Annotated in this window: 17 protein-coding genes; 7 read left to right on the forward strand and 10 right to left on the reverse strand. The window is 59.5% G+C overall.

Annotation, left to right across the window (positions count from 1 at the left end):
- Positions 1 to 44: 44 nt before the first annotated feature.
- The 4 genes from ubiG to PspS49_RS21175 all read left to right on the forward strand — a co-directional run bounded on the left by ubiG (position 45) and on the right by PspS49_RS21175 (position 3,520).
- Complete coding sequence (gene ubiG / locus PspS49_RS21160) at positions 45 to 743, forward strand: bifunctional 2-polyprenyl-6-hydroxyphenol methylase/3-demethylubiquinol 3-O-methyltransferase UbiG (protein WP_007908399.1); 699 nt, start codon at positions 45 to 47, stop codon at positions 741 to 743.
- 4 nt (positions 744 to 747) lie between these two features.
- Entirely contained in the window at positions 748 to 1,419 is a 672-nt protein-coding gene (gene mupP, locus PspS49_RS21165; protein ID WP_127929289.1) for an N-acetylmuramic acid 6-phosphate phosphatase MupP, read from the forward strand.
- A gap of 72 nt (positions 1,420 to 1,491) precedes the next feature.
- A complete protein-coding gene (locus tag PspS49_RS21170) occupies positions 1,492 to 2,232 on the forward strand; it encodes a YciK family oxidoreductase (protein WP_085710824.1) in 741 nt (246 codons plus the stop codon).
- A gap of 361 nt (positions 2,233 to 2,593) precedes the next feature.
- Positions 2,594 to 3,520, forward strand: a complete 927-nt coding sequence (locus tag PspS49_RS21175) for a GGDEF domain-containing protein (RefSeq protein ID WP_127929290.1) — start codon at positions 2,594 to 2,596, stop codon at positions 3,518 to 3,520.
- Between the two features lie 134 nt (positions 3,521 to 3,654).
- Here the strand turns inward: PspS49_RS21175 and PspS49_RS21180 are convergent, their stop codons facing one another.
- From PspS49_RS21180 to PspS49_RS21210, 7 genes are all read right to left on the reverse strand, one after another.
- On the reverse strand, positions 3,655 to 4,449 hold the full coding sequence (locus PspS49_RS21180; RefSeq protein WP_127929291.1) for an iron-containing redox enzyme family protein: 795 nt from the start codon (positions 4,447 to 4,449) through the stop codon (positions 3,655 to 3,657).
- Between the two features lie 46 nt (positions 4,450 to 4,495).
- Positions 4,496 to 6,955 (reverse strand): EAL domain-containing protein, encoded by a 2,460-nt coding sequence (locus PspS49_RS21185; protein WP_160041353.1) that lies wholly within the window; start codon positions 6,953 to 6,955, stop codon positions 4,496 to 4,498.
- A 201-nt stretch (positions 6,956 to 7,156) separates the two neighbouring features.
- Positions 7,157 to 8,983: an ABC transporter ATP-binding protein gene (locus PspS49_RS21190; protein WP_160041355.1), complete on the reverse strand. Its 1,827-nt coding sequence runs from the start codon at positions 8,981 to 8,983 to the stop codon at positions 7,157 to 7,159.
- Positions 8,976 to 9,578, reverse strand: coding sequence for a DsbA family protein (locus PspS49_RS21195; RefSeq protein ID WP_174245131.1), 603 nt, complete (start codon positions 9,576 to 9,578; stop codon positions 8,976 to 8,978). Before PspS49_RS21195 ends, PspS49_RS21190 begins: the two co-directional genes overlap by 8 nt.
- A 35-nt stretch (positions 9,579 to 9,613) precedes the next feature.
- Positions 9,614 to 10,555 (reverse strand): rhodanese-related sulfurtransferase, encoded by a 942-nt coding sequence (locus PspS49_RS21200; RefSeq protein ID WP_160041357.1) that lies wholly within the window; start codon positions 10,553 to 10,555, stop codon positions 9,614 to 9,616.
- 102 nt (positions 10,556 to 10,657) lie between these two features.
- Positions 10,658 to 10,957: a BolA family protein gene (locus PspS49_RS21205; protein WP_007908388.1), complete on the reverse strand. Its 300-nt coding sequence runs from the start codon at positions 10,955 to 10,957 to the stop codon at positions 10,658 to 10,660.
- Positions 10,958 to 10,969: 12 nt separating this feature from the next.
- A complete protein-coding gene (locus tag PspS49_RS21210; protein WP_122661658.1) occupies positions 10,970 to 11,485 on the reverse strand; it encodes a DUF2059 domain-containing protein in 516 nt (171 codons plus the stop codon).
- A gap of 193 nt (positions 11,486 to 11,678) precedes the next feature.
- Between PspS49_RS21210 and PspS49_RS21215 the strand changes: the two genes are divergently transcribed.
- The gene (locus PspS49_RS21215; protein ID WP_007908383.1) at positions 11,679 to 13,073 is read left to right on the forward strand and encodes a class II fumarate hydratase; all 1,395 of its coding nucleotides are present in this window, start codon (positions 11,679 to 11,681) and stop codon (positions 13,071 to 13,073) included.
- Positions 13,074 to 13,196: 123 nt separating this feature from the next.
- Here PspS49_RS21215 and PspS49_RS21220 read toward each other — a convergent pair whose 3' ends face one another.
- Positions 13,197 to 14,156 carry a DMT family transporter gene (locus PspS49_RS21220; protein WP_150750672.1) on the reverse strand — a complete coding sequence of 320 codons (960 nt, stop codon included), beginning with the start codon at positions 14,154 to 14,156 and terminating at the stop codon, positions 13,197 to 13,199.
- Positions 14,157 to 14,366: 210 nt separating this feature from the next.
- Between PspS49_RS21220 and PspS49_RS21225 the strand changes: the two genes are divergently transcribed.
- Positions 14,367 to 14,561 carry a DUF6316 family protein gene (locus tag PspS49_RS21225; protein ID WP_127929298.1) on the forward strand — a complete coding sequence of 65 codons (195 nt, stop codon included), beginning with the start codon at positions 14,367 to 14,369 and terminating at the stop codon, positions 14,559 to 14,561.
- Between the two features lie 135 nt (positions 14,562 to 14,696).
- On the opposite strand, the gene PspS49_RS21230 is transcribed toward PspS49_RS21225, so the two are convergent.
- Both PspS49_RS21230 and pap read right to left on the reverse strand, forming a co-directional pair.
- Positions 14,697 to 15,881 (reverse strand): thiolase family protein, encoded by a 1,185-nt coding sequence (locus PspS49_RS21230; RefSeq protein ID WP_150750670.1) that lies wholly within the window; start codon positions 15,879 to 15,881, stop codon positions 14,697 to 14,699.
- A 103-nt stretch (positions 15,882 to 15,984) separates the two neighbouring features.
- The gene (gene pap / locus PspS49_RS21235; protein ID WP_160041359.1) at positions 15,985 to 17,499 is read right to left on the reverse strand and encodes a polyphosphate:AMP phosphotransferase; all 1,515 of its coding nucleotides are present in this window, start codon (positions 17,497 to 17,499) and stop codon (positions 15,985 to 15,987) included.
- Positions 17,500 to 17,670: 171 nt separating this feature from the next.
- Here pap and mnmC point away from each other — a divergent pair, with 171 nt between their 5' ends.
- The gene (mnmC, locus tag PspS49_RS21240) at positions 17,671 to 19,650 is read left to right on the forward strand and encodes a bifunctional tRNA (5-methylaminomethyl-2-thiouridine)(34)-methyltransferase MnmD/FAD-dependent 5-carboxymethylaminomethyl-2-thiouridine(34) oxidoreductase MnmC (RefSeq protein ID WP_160041361.1); all 1,980 of its coding nucleotides are present in this window, start codon (positions 17,671 to 17,673) and stop codon (positions 19,648 to 19,650) included.

Below are 19,650 nucleotides of genomic sequence, written 5' to 3' on the forward strand. Positions count from 1 at the left end.
AAATGCCGGGGCTACAGCCTTTTTCAAGTTTTAGAGGATTCAACATGAGCAACGTCGACCACGCCGAAATCGCCAAATTCGAAGCCCTGGCCCATCGCTGGTGGGATCGTGAAAGCGAATTCAAACCGCTGCACGACATCAACCCGCTGCGGGTCAACTGGATCGACGAGCGGGTCAATCTGGCCGGCAAGAAAGTCCTTGACGTCGGTTGCGGCGGCGGCATTCTCAGCGAAGCCATGGCCCAGCGCGGTGCCACCGTAATGGGCATCGACATGGGCGAAGCGCCGCTGGCGGTCGCGCAACTGCATCAGCTGGAATCCGGCGTCAGCGTCGAATACCGCCAGATCACCGCCGAAGCGCTGGCCGAAGAAATGCCTGAGCAGTTCGACGTGGTGACTTGCCTGGAAATGCTCGAGCACGTACCGGATCCATCCTCGGTCATCCGCGCCTGCTTCCGCATGGTCAAGCCCGGCGGCCAGGTGTTCTTCTCGACCATCAACCGCAACCCGAAGGCGTACCTGTTCGCCATCATTGGCGCTGAATACATCATGAAGCTGCTGCCGCGCGGCACCCATGACTTCAAGAAATTCATCCGCCCGTCCGAGCTCGGTGCCTGGAGCCGCATGGCCGGCCTGACCGTCAAGGACATCATCGGCCTGACGTACAACCCGCTGACCAAGCACTACAAGCTGGCCAACGACGTTGACGTCAACTACATGATCCAGACCCTGCGCGAGGAGTAAGCCGATGGCCATCAGAGCAGTTCTCTTCGACATGGACGGCACCCTGCTCGACACGGCGCCGGACTTCATCGCCATCTGCCAGGCGATGCGCGCGGATCGCGGCTTGCCGCCGATGAACGACAAGCACATCCGCGACGAGATCTCCGGCGGCGCCAAAGCCATGGTCGCAGTGACGTTCTCGATGGACCCGGAGTCGCCAGGCTTCGAGGAGCTGCGCCTGGAATTCCTCGAGCGCTATCTGGTCGGCTGCGCGGTACACAGCAAGCTGTTCGATGGCATGGGCGAACTGCTCGCCGACATCGAGAAGGCCAATCTGATCTGGGGCGTGGTCACCAACAAGCCGCTGCGCTTTGCCGAGCCGATCATGCAGCAATTGGGGCTGGCCGAGCGTTCGGCACTGCTGATCTGCCCGGATCATGTGAAGAACAGCAAACCGGATCCGGAGCCGTTGATCCTTGCGTGCAAGATGCTTGATCTGGATCCGGCGACGGTGCTGTTTGTGGGCGATGATCTGCGCGATATCGAATCCGGCCGCGATGCCGGTACGAAAACCGCGGCGGTGACGTTTGGCTATATCCACCCGGACGACAACCCGCGGCATTGGGGTGCGGATGTGGTGGTGGATCATCCGTCGGAGCTGCGCAAGGTGCTCGATAGCGCGCTTTGCAGTTGCTGAGACCTGACGCAGAGCGTCATTGGTTGCATTCCCACGCAGAGCGTGGGAACGATCTGACTTGATGAGGTTTTTATGTTTGATTATTCCGCTCGTCCCGAATTGCTCAAGGATCGGGTCATTCTGGTCACCGGTGCCGGTCGTGGCATTGGTGCGGCTGCGGCGAAAACCTACGCCGCTCATGGCGCCACCGTATTGCTGCTGGGCAAGACCGAAGCGAATCTGACGCAGGTCTATGACGAAATCGAGGCGGCGGGCCATCCGCAACCGGCGGTCATTCCGTTCAACCTCGAAACCGCCCTGCCCCATCAGTACGATGAGCTGGCCGCGATGATCGAGAGCGAATTCGGCCACCTCGACGGTTTGCTGCACAACGCTTCGATCATCGGTCCTCGCACACCGATCGAGCAATTGTCCGGCGAAAACTTCATGCGCGTCATGCAGGTCAACGTCAACGCCATGTTCATGCTGACCAGCACTCTGCTGCCGCTGCTCAAGCTGTCGCAGGATGCGTCGGTGGTGTTCACTTCCAGCAGCGTCGGTCGAAAAGGCCGAGCTTATTGGGGTGCATATGGCGTATCGAAATTCGCCACTGAAGGTTTGATGCAAACCCTGGCCGATGAAGTCGACGGTGTGGCGCCAGTACGCTCGAACAGCATCAACCCCGGCGGTACGCGCACCAGCATGCGTGCTCAGGCGTATCCGGGGGAAAACCCGCTGAACAATCCGACACCGGAGGAGATCATGCCGGTCTACCTGTACCTGATGGGTCCGGACAGTACCGGCATCAATGGCCAGGCGTTCAACGCGCAATAACTGCCATACGTCGCATTTGTTGCCGCGGCAGATTCCTGTCGCGGCATGCATTTGCCGCTGATGACTGTCATATTTCAGTCAATTTTCCAGCGTACCCATCCCTAACCACTAGCCAACCCATTGATTCAAAACGGTTTAAATAAAACCGAACCGAATGGCACGACTTTCGCTCTAAGTTTTCTCAAAGCAAGCCGCGTGAAGGCAATGGGGCGAAGCCGATTTCGATAGCTTACTAATCGTCATCCGGCAGACTAAACTTACGCCAAACGTCCTACGGGACTGATGGATCAGTATGACGCGCAGCCCATAGCCGCTCTCACCCAGCCTGTAAGACGGACTTACTGCTAAGGGTTCACGCCATATGAAATCACCCTCCCAGACCAATGCAATTGACTTTGACAGTGCCAAATTGCAACGCCTGGGCTTTGGTCAACTGCCGCCCCTTCTGGAGCGACCGGCCAGCCTGGCGCAACTGCGCCAGCAAATGAGCCTGCAACTGCAAACCAGCCTCGAACCGCAACGCATCCTCGGTCTGTTTTTCCGCGAAGTTCAGCGCCTCGTGCCGCTGGACGCGCTCAGTTATGTGCACCAGGGCAGTGATTTGCGCCTGGAGTTCGGTACTCGCGGACACCACTCGATCAGCTATACCCTGAGCCACGAAGGCGAGCACATGGGCGAACTGGTGTTCCGTCGCAATCAGCGCTTCAACGAACTGGATCAGGGCAACCTCGAATCGCTGTTGTCGTCGCTGCTGTACCCGATGCGCAATGCCCTGCTCTACCGCGCCGCCACGCAGAGCGCCCTGCGTGATCCGTTGACCGGCGCCGGTAACCGCATCGCCATGGAGCAGACCTTGCAGCGCGAGATCGACATGTCGCGTCGGCATGTGCAGCCGCTCTCGGTGCTGATGCTCGATATCGACCACTTCAAACGAGTCAACGACAGCCATGGCCACAGCGCCGGCGATCACGTGCTTAAAGCCATCGCCGCGACGATCAAGGCACAGTTGCGTAATGTCGATATGGTGTTTCGTTATGGCGGGGAAGAGTTTTTGATTCTGCTGTCCAACACCAGCCGCGAAGCTGCGGCCATGGTCGGCGAACGGCTGCGCTATGCGACACAGGCGGCCGAATACTATGCGGATGGGCAGTTGATCGAATTGACTGTGAGCCTGGGATGTTCGACGTTGTTGCCCGGCGAATCAGCCGACAGCTTGCTGCGCCGCGCCGACAGTGCGTTGTATGTGGCCAAGCGTGAAGGTCGCAACCGGCTGGCGATGGCCGGCTAAGTCCTTCCAACCAACACAAAACAGTGTGGGAGCGAGCCTGCTCGTGAATGCAATCTGACATTCAACCATGAGTTGACTGACGGACCGCTTTCGCGAGCAGGCTCGCTCCCACATTAGTTTCATGTAGCCCGAAATCAGCTCTCGACTACCGCCCTGCGCTCTCGGTTGACCAACAAGCGCTCCGACGTCTCCAGTTGCATGCAGCGCTCCAGAAACAGATACATGTAGTCGTAGCTCTTGCAGATTGCTTGTCGCAACTCAGCCTGCAAGGCCTTGCTCGGGTTCATCCCGGCCAGGGTGCAGATGATTTCCAGCGCCTCCCACGGATGGGCATCGTCATACTGCGCGTGCATCTTCAACCACTTCATCGCCCGCTTGCGATCTTCTTCGGGAAACGCTGCGGCATACACGCCGGTGGAGCAGACCAGCGCCGACCACTCCCCGGTCGCGCCTTCGATGGCATAGTTAGTGGCCGCGATGGCCACAATCAATGAATCGGCTGAACTGGTGTGCCAGCACCAATGACTCAAGGCATGCAACTCAGGCGGTACATGCTGGGCCTGAAGGTCTTCCAGACTGACGCCATGGGCGCGACTCCAATGCACCCAGTAATCGGCGTGATTGAGTTCAACGCGGATATTGCGCATCAGCCAGCGCCGCGCCATGTCTTCGCCCGGGTGACGGGCAAACCTGGTTTTGGTGAGATTCTGCGCCATGTACAACGCGAATTGCTCAACCACCGGCCAGCCCCCGATCAGGTACTGACGCATGGTTCTGGCGCTGAGCTTGTTATCACGCATGCGCAGATAAAGTTCATGTTCGACAACCCGGCGCTTGCTCTCGCTGCAGTCCTGAATGAGCTGTTGTGCCCAGGCTGGATAACTTGCAGCTTCCATGAGTGGTCCGGTTCGGTTGAATGTGTCGATCACTGTTCGGCTCCTTTTGATTTGTGATTGTAAGGATCGGCGAGAGACTTCAACGGAACGTGCCAGGCGCTTTGAATAACAGCGGTTGCGGTCTGGCGGGCCGACTTTGCAAACTGTCACAGGTAAACAACTGTGGGCGTTCTATAACATACCCTTGAGCGTAATCCACACCGATTTCAAGCAATGCCTGCTCGATCTGGGTTGTTTCAACAAACTCGGCAATTGTCTGCTTACCCATGACATGCCCGATGTGATTGATCACTTCGACCATTGCGCGGTTAATCGGGTCGTCCAGCATATCCTTTACGAAACTCCCGTCGATCTTCAGGAAGTCTACAGGCAAATGTTTCAGATAAGCGAATGAAGACATTCCGGCGCAAAAATCATCTAACGAAAAGTAGCAACCTAAGCCTTTGAGTTCATTAATAAATCTTATTGCACTGCCGAGATTTGCAATTGCACTGGTTTCTGTAATTTCAAAACAAATCATTTCAGGCGGTATTGCGTAGTTAACAAACTGCTCGCGCAGAAAGTGCAAAAACGCGTCATCTCCTATAGTAATGCCTGACAGATTAATCGCACACATTGCTAAAGGACCTTCATGTTCTTGCGCAATACATTGAGCAATAACCTTGAATACGTTCTGAACTACCCAACGATCCAACTGACTCATCAGCCCATAACGTTCAGCCGCGGGAATAAAACTGTCAGGCAGAATCATTCGCCCGGCTTCATCGTGCAGACGCAACAGAATTTCGATGTGCCCGCCCTTGCTGTCACTTGGCTTGAGTGGCGCGATTTCCTGGGCGTACAGACAAAAGCGGTCTTCTTCCAGCGCCATGTGCAGACGTTGCACCCAAGCCATTTCACCAAAGCGCAGCGACAGCTCGGAATCGTCGGCGTGGTAAACCTGGACGCGGTTGCGGCCCTTTTCCTTGGCCATGTAGCAGGCCATGTCGGCAGCGCGCAGCGAGGCCTCGAGCGTGGTCGGTGTCTGCGCTATATGCACAAGGCCGATGCTTACCGTGGTCAGGAATGGCCGCCCTTTCCAGACAAAATGCAGATTCTGTACGGTCTGGCGCAGTGCATCGGCAATTTTCTCCGCCGCCTCCGGTGCGCAGTTCTCCAGCAGAATGCCGAACTCATCACCGCCGAGCCGCGCCAGCGTATCGCCCTCACGCAGTCCCGATTGCAGCAGCGTGCAAATATGCCGCAACAGCTCATCGCCCGCAGCGTGACCACAAGTGTCATTGACCAGTTTGAATTGATCGAGATCGAGGAACATCAACGCATGGCGCCCGGAATGGCGCATGAGGTTGTGCAACGCCTGCTCCAGGCGATATTCAAACTCGCGGCGGTTGGCCAGCCCGGTCAGCGCATCATGGGTCGCCTGCCACGACAGATTGGCGATGTATTGCCGCTCCTGAGTCATGTCGTGCAATACCAGCACCGTGCCGCTGACCTTGCCGGCATTGCGGATCGGCGCACCGACCAGCGTCACCGACAATGTCGTGCCATCCAGGCGCTGGATCAGTTTCGAATGCTCGCTGCCGCCACTGAGTTTGCCGCTGAGAATGTGCTCGATCAGCGTCACGCCTTCAGCCTGAGCGTTGTCGTCGAGCAGATTGAACAGCGCAGCCAGCGGCAGGCCGGCGGCTTGTTCAGCCTTCCAGTGGGTCATGGCTTCAGCGGCAGGGTTCATGTAATCGATGGCGCCGCTGACATCGGTGGTGATGACGCCATCACCGATCGAATGCAACGTGACGTGCGCCCGATCCTTCTCCAGTTGCAGCGCCTCGGCAAAAGCGTGGCGCTGCTTGAGCAGTTTGTGCGTACGCAACAGCGCCAACAGGATCAAACCCAGTGCAGTAGCAATATTGGTGAACAACAGGAGTCGCAGAATCATCCGCGACCCCTCGCCAAGCGCATCACTGAAAGCCTTGGCCGCGGGCGTCACGCCCTCGTTGATGGCGAGAATCTCACCTTTCCAGCGTTGGATATCACCGAGTGTGGCCTCGTTGTCAAAGATGCGCTGGTGCATCTCCCGGGCCACGTCATCGAGTTGTACCAGATAGGCATCACCCACTGTCCAGCGGTCGATGGCGGTTGCCAGGTAGCTGAAATGGCGAAAATTCAGATACAGCCAGATCAGGCTTGAGACATCGTCCGGATGGTTTCCGCCCTTGAGGATACCCTCACGTGCGGCTTGCAGATCGGGCGGTTGCCGATCAAGCGCCAGACGCAATTCATGCCCACCCTGCGGCACACTGATTGCGTTTTGATACTTGTGGTAAATGACTTCGTCACGGCTGTCGGCGTACAGATTGAGGTAGTAGATCGCGTCTTTCTGGCCTTTGGACCAAAGGCTTTCGCCGGCGACGTAACCGCGAACGGCTGATAGCACGTAGAGACTCACGCCTCCCAGTAACGCTTGAAACAACACGACGGCAATAAATGGCCAGACGATGCCCAACAACCGTGGCGTTCCGAGAGTCCGCTTTTGCTTCATGAGATCCCTTGCGCAAGCACTGCCAGATGAACACCGGAAAATCCCGCTCCTGACAGCTCAGCCTAGGCTAATTTTCGACATAACAAAGGGACAGCTCTGCCGTCCTCTAGGTCGATTGCGCAAATGGCTGGCCTGTTGAAGCGCTTGAGGTGATTTTACTCAATGCAATTCAAGCACTAAGCACAGAAACCCGCACGAAACTCAAGGGCGCTGGATCTGTTGCAGATGACCGTAGAGCTTGGCGTACAGGCCGCCATCGGCAATCAACTGCTGATGATCGCCGTCTTCGGCGACCTGGCCACCGTCGAACACCAGCACGCGATCAGCCTGCTTCACCGCTGACAGTCGGTGAGCGATGATCAGCGTGGTGCGGCCATTGAGGAAGCGCGCCATGGCCTGATGGAGGTTGTACTCGGTGGCGGCGTCGAGGGCCGAGGTGGCTTCGTCGAGGATCACGACTTTCGGCTCGGCGAGGATCATCCGCGCAATGGCCAGACGTTGCCGCTGACCGCCGGAAAGGCGTACGCCGGAGCGGCCGACGATACTGTCCAGACCCTTGGGCAAGGCGCGGATGGTCGTTTCGAGCTGAGCGATTTCCAGCGCCTGCCAGCAGGCTTCGTCACTGCGGGTGCGGCCCATGGTCAGGTTGGCGCGCACGGTGTCGTTGAACAACGCCGGGTGTTGCAGCACCACGGCGACGTTTTCCCGCACCGTATCCAGACCGATCTCCTGCTGGCTCGAGCCGCCGAAACGGATGGTCCCGGACAGTGGTGTATATAGCCCGAGCAGCAACTGTACGAGGGTGCTTTTACCGCCGCCGCTGGCGCCGACAATCGCGACTTTCTCACCGGGCGCAATCGACAGATTCAGTTGATCCAGCACCAGTTCATCACCGTAGCCGAAGCTCAGGCCTTGCACCTGAATGCCGACGGTGTCACGGCCCTTGAACGGATCGACACCCCCCGGATACTGCGGCTCATCGGCGCGCGCCAACAGTTCGTTGATCCGCGCCAGCGCACCGCCCGCCGCGTAGTAGGCGTATTGCAGGTTGAGCAGTTGTTCGACCGGGCCGATCATGAACCACAGGTAACTGAACACTGCGAGCATCTGGCCGATCGACAGGTCGGAGAACAACACCGTGAGCATCGCCGCCGCGCGGAAGATGTCGATACCGAACTGGAACAGCAACCCACTGGCGCGGTTGGAAGCGTCGGTTTTCCACTGCGAGTTGACTGCGTAATTGCGCACTTCCTGCGCACGCAGGCCGAGTCGCCCGAGGAAAAAGCCCTGACGGTTGCCGGCGCGGATTTCCTGAATCGCATCAAGGGTTTCGCTCAGCGCCTGAGTGAAGCGCGCGGTACTGTCGTTCTCGAGTTTCTTCAGGTGCTTGACCCGCTTGCCCAACTGCACCGTGGCGTAGATCACCAACGGGTTGAACAGCAGAATCAGCAGTGCCAGTTTCCAGTGCATCCACATCAGGATGCTCGCGGTACCGACCAGTGTCAGCATCGCCACCAGAAAACGGCTGAGGGTTTCGCCGACGAATTTGTCGAGGGTATCCAGATCGGTGACCAGGTGCGTGGTCACTGTGCCGCTGCCCAGGCTTTCGTATTCGCCGAGGGAAATCCGCTTGAGCCGCTCAATCAGGCGCACACGGATGCGGTAAACGATGTCCTTGGCCAGCCGCGCAAACAGCCGTGCCTGCAACACGCCAAAACACAAGGCGCTGCAACGCAACGTCAGGGTGACCACCAGCATCAGGCCGATGTAACCCGCCGCTTGTTGCCACATGCCCGGCAGCATGTGGTTCATGACTTTCAGCGCGGAATCACCGTGGCCGAGCAGAACTTCGTCCACCAGCAACGGCAGCAGCAATGGGATCGGCACGCTGCACAACGTCGCCAGCACAGCCACGCCGTTGGCGATCCACAGGGATTTTTTGTGAGTGAGTGCCAGTCGCCGGACTTCTGCCCAGCTCAGCCGGTCGACACGCTTTACGGCTGGCGTGTCATCGGCCAGATCAGACACAGGCCGCGCGTTCCAGCCAGCGGCCGAGCAATGGCGACAGCTCGCTGAGCGGTTGATAGCCGTTGGTCAGCAGCGCCAGTTGGCCGTTGCGCTCGGCCAGCAGGGTCGGGAAACCGGCGATGCCGAGATCCTGCACCCAACTGAAATCGGCCTGAGTCGCTTTGTGTTGATCGGCATGATCGAACAACGCTGCGAATTCGATGCGCGGCACACCGGCCTTTTCTGCCAACTCGACCAGCACGCTGGCCTGGGTGACATCGCGACCTTCAGCGTAAAACGCCTGCTGGATCAGCCCGACCAGTTTCCACGCGCAATCCGGCGCCAGGCTGCGCGCAGTGACGATCGCCCGGCAGGCCGGCTCAGTGTCATAGACAAAACCATCGGGCAACGCACCGTCGAACTTGAACGCCTGGCCGGTGGCCTCGGTGACCGCTTGCCAGTGTTCAAGAATGTAGCGCCGCGTAGTCGGCTCCAGCGCCGAGCCACTGCCGGTGCGCAAACCACCGACCACCAGATGCAACTCGACCCCGGCTGCTTGCGCCTGCTCGACCAATGCCTTGGCCACCGGAGCGAAACCCCAGCACCACGAACACATCGGATCCATCACATAGAGCAGGCGTGCAGACATGGTTAAGCCTCGGTGGATGCTTGCTTGTAGTTGTAGCCGATCGGGTGCGGCTGGTTGCGCGCCTTGGCCAGCTCGATCTGCTTCTGCCGATCGATGGCGCTGCGGCGGGTCTTCTCGCTCAGCTTGTCCCAGCAATGCGGGCAACTGATGCCGGCGACGTAATGCTCGGAGGCGCGATCTTCAACGCTGACCGGTGTGCGGCAGGCATGACATTGATCGTAGTCGCCTTCGCTGAGGTCGTGACGCACGGTCACGCGGTTGTCGAACACGAAGCAGTCGCCCTGCCATTTGGTTTCTTCCTGCGGCACTTCTTCAAGGTACTTCAGGATGCCACCCTTGAGGTGGTAAACCTCTTCGTAGCCTTCGCTGAGCATGTAGCTCGAGGCTTTCTCGCAGCGAATGCCGCCGGTGCAGAACATCGCGACTTTCTTGTGCACGGCCGGATCGAAGTGTTCTTTGATGTAGTCGGGGAATTCGCGAAAACTGGTGGTTTTCGGATCGATGGCGCCTTCGAAGGTGCCGATCGACACTTCGTAATCGTTGCGCGTGTCGATCAACAGCACTTCCGGGTCGCTGATCAACGCGTTCCAGTCTTGCGGATCAACGTAAGTGCCGACTTTTTTGTTCGGGTCGACGCCTTCGACACCGAGGGTGACGATCTCTTTCTTCAGTTTGACCTTGGTGCGATAGAACGGCTGCTCGTCGCAGTACGACTCTTTGTGATCGATATCGATCATGCGTGGGTCGTTCTTCAGCCAGGCGAGCAGGCCATCGATGCCTTCGCGGCTGCCGGAGACCGTGCCATTGATGCCTTCTTCGGCGATCAGCAGGGTGCCTTTGATTTCGTTGTCGACCATCGCTTGCAGCAGGGGCTCGCGCAGGTTGACGTAATTTTCGAGAGTGACGAACTTATACAGTGCCGCCACGACAATCGGTTGTGTCATGGGTATTTCTCCAGGTGGCTACCCTCGCAAAGGGTGAACCGGATTCAAAAAAAAACGCGCCGGGTAAGCGGCGCGTTGCGGATTCTAGCAAAAAACCGAAGCTTAATGCTTGCTGCCGCCGGCACAGGTCGGTGACGCCGGGGCGGCGCCGATCTCTGCCCATTCCTGCGGGGTGTAGGTGTGCAGCGCCAACGCATGGAACTCGCCCATCAGCTCGCCGAGCGTGCCGTAGACTTTCTGGTGGCGCTTGACCCGGTTCAGGCCGTCGAACTGCGCGCTGACCACCACAGCCTTGAAGTGCGTCTGCAACCCGCGACTGTGCATGTGGCTTTCATCCAGCACTTGCAGATGTTCGGGCTGAAGCAGCGCCAGCGTCGATTCGATGCGTTGTTGCATGGTCATCACGAACTCCGCTTACTTCTTCTTGGCCGGCGCAGCTGCAGGAGCCAGCTCTTTGGTCATGTCGTCGAGCAGCTTGTTGACGACAGGTACGGCGCTTTCCAGTTTGGCCTGGGTCATCTGGGCCGATTGCTGAGTCAGCTGCGGCATTTTTTCGAGGACTTTCTTGCCCAGTGGCGACTGGTAGAACGCGACCAGGTCTTTGAGCTCGGATTCGCTGAAGTTAGTGGTGTAGAGCTTGACCATGTCCGGCTTCAGCTTGTTCCAGCCAATGGCCTGGTCCAGCGCGGCGTTAGCCTTGGCCTGGTAGGTTTCCAGGACGGCTTTCTTGGCTTGCGGGGCTTTGGTCTGTTCGAAACGCTGAGCGAACATTTGCTGCACTTGCATGTACACCGGAGTGCCCAGCTTGTCAGCGTGCGCCAGGGTCAGGAAAGCTTCAGCACTGGCGTTGTGGCTGGCGGTATCGGCAAGCACCTGGCCGCTGGCGCAAACCAGTGCAACCGCGGTGCAGATGGCACGAAGACGAGTCATCGAGTTTCCTTTTCAGCTAGGCGAGGTAAAACCCCAAGGGCGACCATTCTGCGCCTAAAAAACCTCGTCGCTCAACCCCCGAGCCTTGCCGCGCTTGATTGGCCGGGTTTTACCGGTCAACAATCGGCTCGATGGAACCACCACGGCCGAAGCCGGCCTAAACTGCGCAAACAGACCAACAGGAGTGTGCACGATGAGCCGTATCGAAACCGACAGCCTGGGCCAGATCGAGGTCCCGGACGACGCTTACTGGGGTGCTCAGACGCAACGCTCGCTGATCAACTTCGCCATTGGTCAGGAACGCATGCCGCTGCCGGTACTGCACGCCTTGGCCCTGATCAAGAAAGCCGCCGCCCGCGTCAACGATCGCAACGGTGATCTGCCTGCCGACATCGCCCGCCTGATCGAACAGGCCGCTGACGAAGTGCTCGACGGCCAGCACGACGACCAGTTTCCGCTGGTGGTCTGGCAGACCGGCAGCGGCACCCAGAGCAACATGAACGTCAACGAAGTGATCGCCGGTCGCGCCAACGAACTGGCCGGCAACCCGCGCGGCGGCAAGACGCCAGTGCACCCCAATGATCACGTCAACCGCTCGCAAAGCTCCAACGACTGCTTCCCCACTGCGATGAGCATCGCCACCGCGCAAGCTGTGCAGGAGCAACTGCTGCCGGCGATTGCCGAGTTGTCCGGCGGCCTAGCTGAACTGGCGGCGCGGCACATGAAACTGGTGAAAACCGGGCGCACGCACATGATGGACGCAACGCCGATCACCTTCGGTCAGGAACTGTCCGGATTTATCGCGCAGCTGGATTACGCCGAACGCGCTATTCGTGCGGCACTGCCGGCGGTGTGTGAACTGGCTCAGGGCGGCACGGCCGTAGGCACCGGGCTGAATTCACCGCACGGTTTTGGTGAGGCGATTGCCGCCGAACTGGCGGCGCTGTCGGGTCTGCCATTCGTCACCGCACCGAACAAGTTCGCCGCCCTCGCCGGCCACGAGCCGCTGACCAGTCTTTCTGGCGCGCTGAAAACCCTCGCCGTGGCGCTGATGAAGATCGCCAACGACCTGCGTCTGCTCGGCTCCGGCCCACGCGCAGGTTTTGCCGAAGTACGCCTACCGGCGAATGAGCCGGGTAGCTCGATCATGCCGGGCAAGGTTAACCCGACCCAGTGCGAAGCGCTGTCGATGCTCGCCTGTCAGGTGCTGGGCAACGACGTGACCATCGGCATTGCCGCCAGCCAGGGTCACTTGCAGTTGAACGTGTTCAAACCGGTGATCATCCACAACCTGCTGCAATCGATTCGCTTGCTTGCCGACGGTTGCAGCAACTTCCAGCAGCACTGCATTGCCGGGCTTGAGCCGGATGCTGAAGTCATGGCCAGACATCTGGAACGTGGGCTGATGCTGGTGACCGCGCTGAACCCGCATATCGGCTATGACAAGTCGGCGGAGATTGCCAAGAAGGCTTACAGCGAAGGGCTGACTTTGCGCGAGGCGGCGTTGGCGCTGGGCTATCTGACGGATGAAGAGTTTGATGCGTGGGTGCGGCCGGAGAATATGATCGAGGCTGGCGCCAAGGGTTAATATTTGTAGCGCCTGAAAGTCCGTCTTCGCGAGCAGGCTCGCTCCCACATTCGATCGCATTCCTGACATGGGATCGCGGTCAATTGTGGGAGCGAGCCTGCTCGCGAATGGGAGCGACGCGGTCTAACTGGCGGCCATCTTCATCCGCCGCGCCTTCAACCCGGCAATCAACGAAGGCCCCAACGCCACCAGCGCCGACCCCAATACCACCAGCACCGCCCCGCCATACCCGAGCCCGTTGATCTGCTCGGCATGCACGTATTCCGGCCAGATCCCCGCCGCAATCGCCACCGCGCCAAACGTCACCAACGGCGTGATCGCCAACGTCGCACTGACCCGCGACGCCTCCCAATGCGCCAGCGCTTCAGCGAACGCGCCATAGGCAATCAAGGTGTTCATGCAGCACGCCAACAGCAGCCAGCCCTGCAGCGGGCTAAGGTTCAGCGCTTCGAGCGGATGCACCCACGGTGTCAGCAACAGTGCGCAGAACAGATAGATCACCATCATCACCTGCAACGAATTCCACACCGTCAGCAATTGCTTCTGGCCCAGTGCATAAAAGGTCCACACCGTCGATGCCAACAGCACCAGCAAAACCCCTGCGGTGTAGTCCGACAATGACGTCAGCAGCTCGGCCAGGCGCTGATTGAAAAACAGTACAAAACCGATCAACAGCACCGCCAGCCCTATCCCCTGACCAATGCTGAAACGCTCCTTGAACACAAACAGACTGGCGATCAGCAGCATGATCGGGCCCATTTGCACCACCAGTTGTGCGGTGCCAGGGCTGAGCAGATTGAGGCCCATCAGGTACAACACGTAGTTGCCGACCAGCCCGAGCACCGCCATCAGCACCAGCCAGCCGCCCTTGGGCCCGAGCACTTTGCGGCTGGGAAGGCGTTTTACCGCCGCCAGGTAGATGAAGAGGCAGCCGCCGGAAACCAACAGACGAAACCAGGTCACCGTCACCGGGTCCATCACCAGCAATACCTGTTTGAGTTTGATCGGCAGGATGCCCCACAGAAACGCGGTCAGCAGGGCCAGGAACAGACCGTAGACCCAGCGACCGGATGAAATGTGCATGCGAACCCCAAAGCCTGCTGACAAGTGCGCCCATTCTAGGCCTGCCACTGGTCGCGACACAGGGACAGTTGCGGTCAGGACGCGAATGAAACTGTGCAGGTCGCAGCATTAAATTGACGCGGCGCCGTTGATCGGCTCAGCGGGCGCGCCAAGTGCTTCAGGCATAAGCTCATTGGATCCCTTTCAGCGCATCAGCCAAGGACACCGATCATGTTAGCAATGCGCGCGCAGGACAACGCCCCCGCCATGCGCTTTCGCAGCGAGCGGGTGTGCCGGGTCAATGGTGAACTGTTTTTCAGTACTCGGGAAAATACCCTTGAAGGGCCTTTCGACAGTCATGAGATCGCTGAGCAGCAAATAAAAGCCTACATCGCGCGGATGCAAGCATTGGATTCCAACCGGTAGACCCGGTCGATCGCTTCGCGAGCAGGCTCGCTCCCACAGGATTGGGGTGAACATAAAAAACAGGTACACCCTTAACCCATGTGGGAGCGAGCCTGCTCGCGAAAGCGGTAGATCAGACACCAAACAGGTCAGGGTTTAGCGTACCGCCTCAAACAACCCCGTCGCGCCCATCCCGCCGCCCACACACATCGTCACGATCCCATAACGCAAATTACGCCGCTGCAACTCGCGCACCAGATGCCCGACCTGCCGCGACCCGGTCATGCCGAACGGGTGACCAATCGAAATCGACCCGCCATTGACGTTGTACTTGTCGTTATCGATCTCCAGCCGATCACGGCTGTACAGGCACTGCGAAGCGAACGCCTCATTGAGTTCCCACAGATCAATGTCCGCCACCTGCAAACCTTTCGCCTTGAGCAGTTTCGGCACCGAGAACACCGGGCCGATGCCCATCTCGTCCGGCTCGCAACCGGCCACGGTGAAGCCGCGGAAAAACGCTTTCGGTTTGAGCCCCAGTTGCAGGGCTTTTTCCAGGCTCATCACCAGGGTCATCGACGCACCGTCAGACAGTTGCGACGAGTTGCCCGCCGTTACCGAACCGTCTTCAGCAAACACCGGTTTCAATCCAGCAAGGCTTTCATAGGTGGTGTCCGGACGGTTGCAATCATCGCGATCGACCACGCCATCGAGAATCTGCACCTCGCCAGTGTTTTTGTCCTCGACGCGAAACTTGACCGCCATTGGCACGATTTCATCGTTGAACAACCCGGCCGCCTGCGCCTGTGCGGTGCGAATCTGACTTTGCAGCGAATAACGATCCTGCGCTTCACGGCTGACGCCATAACGCCGCGCCACCACTTCGGCAGTCTGGCCCATCGTGTAATAGATGCCCGGCGACTGTTGCTTGAGCAGCGGGTTGATCAGGTGATCGGTGTTGACGCTTTTCATGGTCAGGCTGATCGACTCGACACCGCCGGCGACGATGATGTCGCTGCAACCCGAGGCAATCTGGTTGGCGGCAATCGCGATCGCCTGCAAACCTGAGGAACAGAAACGGTTGAGGGTCATGCCGGCGGTGCCGGTGCCCAGACGCGAGAGCACCGCGACATTGCGGCCGATGTTGTAACCCTGCGCGCCTTCGTTGGAGCCGGCACCGACGATGCAGTCCTCGACGCTGGCCGGATCGATATCGTTGCGCTCAAGCAGGGCGTTGACGCAATGAGCCGCCATGTCATCGGGACGGGTCTGGTTGAACTTGCCGCGAAAGGATTTGGCCAGGCCAGTCCGCACGCTGTCGACGATCACCACTTCACGCATGGCATACCTCATTGTTGTTGTCAGTTGAGAGTGGACTTGAGCATAAGTCCACCGCATCAACGACCGCGACAATCATTCACCCCGCGTATGCGTGTCTATCGGCTCAGTCCTTGTGTTTCTTCGCGTGCTTGTCGGACTTCTCGAAGGCCTCTTCGAGTGCGCGGTTGATCGTGCGCAACACCTTCACCCGGGCCCAGCGCTTGTCATTCGCTTCGACCAGCGTCCATGGCGAGATTTCCGAGCTGGTGCGGTCGACCATATCGCCCACGGCGGCACGGTAATCATCCCACTTGTCGCGATTGCGCCAGTCGTCTTCGGTGATCTTGAAGCGTTTGAACGGAATCTCTTCGCGCGCCTGGAAGCGCTCCATTTGCGTTTCCTTGTCGATGGCCAGCCAGAACTTGACGACGATCACCCCGGCGTCCGCCAGTTGCTCTTCAAAATCATTGATCTCGCCATAGGCGCGCAGCCAGTCGGCCGGCGTGCAGAAACCTTCGACCCGCTCGACCAACACACGGCCGTACCAGGAGCGGTCGAACACGGTGAACTTGCCGCGCGCCGGAATGTGCCGCCAGAAACGCCACAAGTACGGCTGCGCGCGCTCCTCTTCGGTCGGCGCAGCAATCGGCACAATGTTGTATTGACGTGGATCGAGCGCCGCCGCAACTCGACGGATCGCCCCGCCCTTGCCTGCCGCGTCGTTGCCTTCGAATACCGCGATCAGCGCGTGGCGGCGCATGCGTTTGTCGCGCATCAGCCCGGACAGGCGCGCCTGTTCGGTGATCAGTTGCTCTTCGTAGTCTTTCTTCTCCAGGCGCTGGGTCAGGTCGAGGCTGTCGAGCAGGTTCAACTGATCGACCGGCGTACCCAACGGCGCGGCGCTGACATCGTGGGGATGAACGTCCGGACGCTTCAGCGCATTTTGCAAACCTTCGAGGAGAATCTTGCCGACCGCCAGGCTGCGGTAATTGGCGTCGGCGCCTTCGATCACATGCCACGGCGCGTAGTCGCGACTGGTACGGCGCAGCACACGCTCGCCGTATTTGACGAATTTGTCGTAGGTTTGCGATTGCTGCCAGTCCAGCGGGCTGATGCGCCAACTGTGCAGGGGGTCATCAGCCAGCGCCTTGAGCCGCGCCTTCATCTGCTTCTTGGACAGGTGAAACCAGAACTTGAAGATCAGCGCGCCTTCATCACAGAGCATCTTTTCCAGACGTTCGGCCCCGGCAATCGCCTGATCCAGACGCGGATCCTTGAACAAGCCATGCACCCGCCCCTGCAGCATCTGGCTGTACCAGTTGCCGAAGAAAATCCCCATGCGCCCCTTGGCCGGGAGCATCCGCCAGTAACGCCACGCCGGTGGCCGCGCCAGCTCTTCATCGGTCTGCTGATCGAAAGTGCGCACTTCGATCAGGCGCGGGTCCATCCACTCGTTGAGCAACTTGACCGTTTCGCCCTTGCCCGCGCCTTCGATGCCGTTGATCAGGATGATCACCGGGAAACGCTTCTGCTGCTGCAATTCGAACTGGGCTTCGAGCAAGGCTTCGCGCAATGCCGGCACGGCCGCCTCATAGGTGTCTTTGTCGATGGCGTGACCGATTTCAGCGGATTCAAACATGGGACGGCTCCTTCCAGGATTCAGCAAGACTAGCGGATTGGGCACAGCAGCGGCGCAGAAATTCCCGCGGGTGGCGGATTGTCCGCCAGTCTCGGCGGCAAGCCTTGCCACGGATCAAGCAACGCCTGCGCGATCAGCTAGAATGGCCGCCTTGTCGTTGTCGAGCCTGCCATGAAACCTGTACTGCCCCATGCCCAACTCGATTGGGATGACCAGGGACGCCCGCGTTCGCGGGTGTTCGATGACGTGTATTTTTCCGACAAATCAGGTCTGGAGGAAACCCGTTATGTGTTCCTCGAACAGAACCGTCTGGCCGAGCGCTTTGCCGCGTTGCCGGCACACGGGCGGCTGGTCATTGGCGAAACCGGATTCGGCACCGGGCTGAATTTTCTCTGCGCCTGGCAGCTGTTCGAACAGCACGCCGTGGCAGGAGCGCGGCTACATTTCGTCAGCGTCGAAAAGTACCCGCTGAGTCCAGCCGATTTGCACCGGGCCCTGGCCTTGTGGCCTGAACTCAAGCCACTGTCTGATCAGTTGCTGACGCACTACGTGGCGATCCATCAGGGTTTTCAGCGCATCACGCTGGCCAACGGCCGCGTGACGCTGACGCTGTTGATCGGCGATGCACTGGAACAACTGCCGCAGCTCGATGCGCAAATCGACGCGTGGTTTCTCGACGGCTTCGCTCCGGCGAAAAACCCCGACATGTGGACCGCCGAACTGTTTGTCGAACTGGCGCGACTGGCGGCACCCGGCTCGACCATCAGCACCTTCACCAGCACCGGTTGGGTACGGCGTTTGCTCAACGCCGCCGGGTTCAAAATGAAACGCACGCCGGGCATCGGCCACAAGTGGGAAATCCTCCGGGGCGAATTTCTCGGCTGGCCAGCGCAAGTGTCGCCGCCTGCTGCGCAAAAGCCGTGGTTCGCCCGCCCTGCCCCGATTGCCGGAGAACGTCGTGCGTTGGTGATCGGCGCCGGTCTGGCCGGATGTGCCACGGCGTCCAGTCTGGCCGCACGCGGCTGGCAGGTGACGTTGCTGGAGCGCCATGAAGCGGTGGCGCAAGAAGCCTCGGGCAACCCGCAGGGCGTGCTGTACCTGAAGTTGTCCGCCCACGGCACAGCCTTGTCACAACTGATCGTCAGCGGTTTCGGTTACACCCGGCGCCTGCTCGAAACCCTGCAACGCGGCAGCGACTGGGACGATTGCGGCGTGCTGCAACTGGCGTTCAATGCCAAGGAAGCCGAGCGTCATGCGCAATTGGCTGAAGCCTTCCCGGAAGATCTGTTGCAGTGGCTGGAGCAACCCGAGGCGCAGGCGCGTGCCGGGGTCGGCGTGAGCCATGGCGGTTTGTACTATCCCGAAGGTGGCTGGGTGCATCCGCCCGCGCTGTGTCAGGCGCAAGCGGCGCAGCCAAACATTCAACTGCTCAGCCATTGCGAAGCGCTGCAATTGCGCAAGGTCGATGGTCAGTGGCAAGCGCTGGACGGTGACCGTCTGCTCGCCAGCGCGCCGGTCGTGGTGCTGGCCGGTGCCGCCGAGATCAAACGCTTCCCCCAGAGTGCCGAGTTACCGCTCAAACGCATTCGCGGGCAGATCACGCGTCTCGCCGAAACCGTAGAAAGTCAGACGCTGGCCACGGTGGTCTGTGCCGAAGGCTACGTCGCGCCTGCCCGTTTGGGCGAGCACACCCTCGGCGCCAGTTTCGATTTCAACAGCGATGACCTGACGCCGACCACCGCCGAACACGCCGGCAATCTGGCGATGCTCGAAGAGATTTCCACTGACCTCGTCGCGCGTCTGCAGATCAGCGAACAGCCTGTCGAAAGGCTGCAGGGCCGCGCAGCCTTTCGCTGCACCAGCCCTGACTATTTGCCGATTGTCGGACCGCTGGCCGATCGCGCAGCATTCCTCGACGCTTATGCGGCGCTGAGCAAAGATGCCCGTCAGGTGCCGGCCATCGTCTGTCCATGGCTCGACGGCCTGTACATCAACAGCGGCCATGGTTCACGAGGACTGATCACCGCGCCGCTATTGGGCGAGCTGCTGGCTGCCTGGCTGGACAACGAACCACTGCCGCTGCCCAGAAGCGTCGCCGAAGCCTGTCATCCCAACCGTTTCGTGTTGCGCCAACTGATTCGTGGCAAGTAG

This window comes from Pseudomonas sp. S49 (assembly GCF_009866785.1).
Lineage (GTDB): Bacteria > Pseudomonadota > Gammaproteobacteria > Pseudomonadales > Pseudomonadaceae > Aquipseudomonas.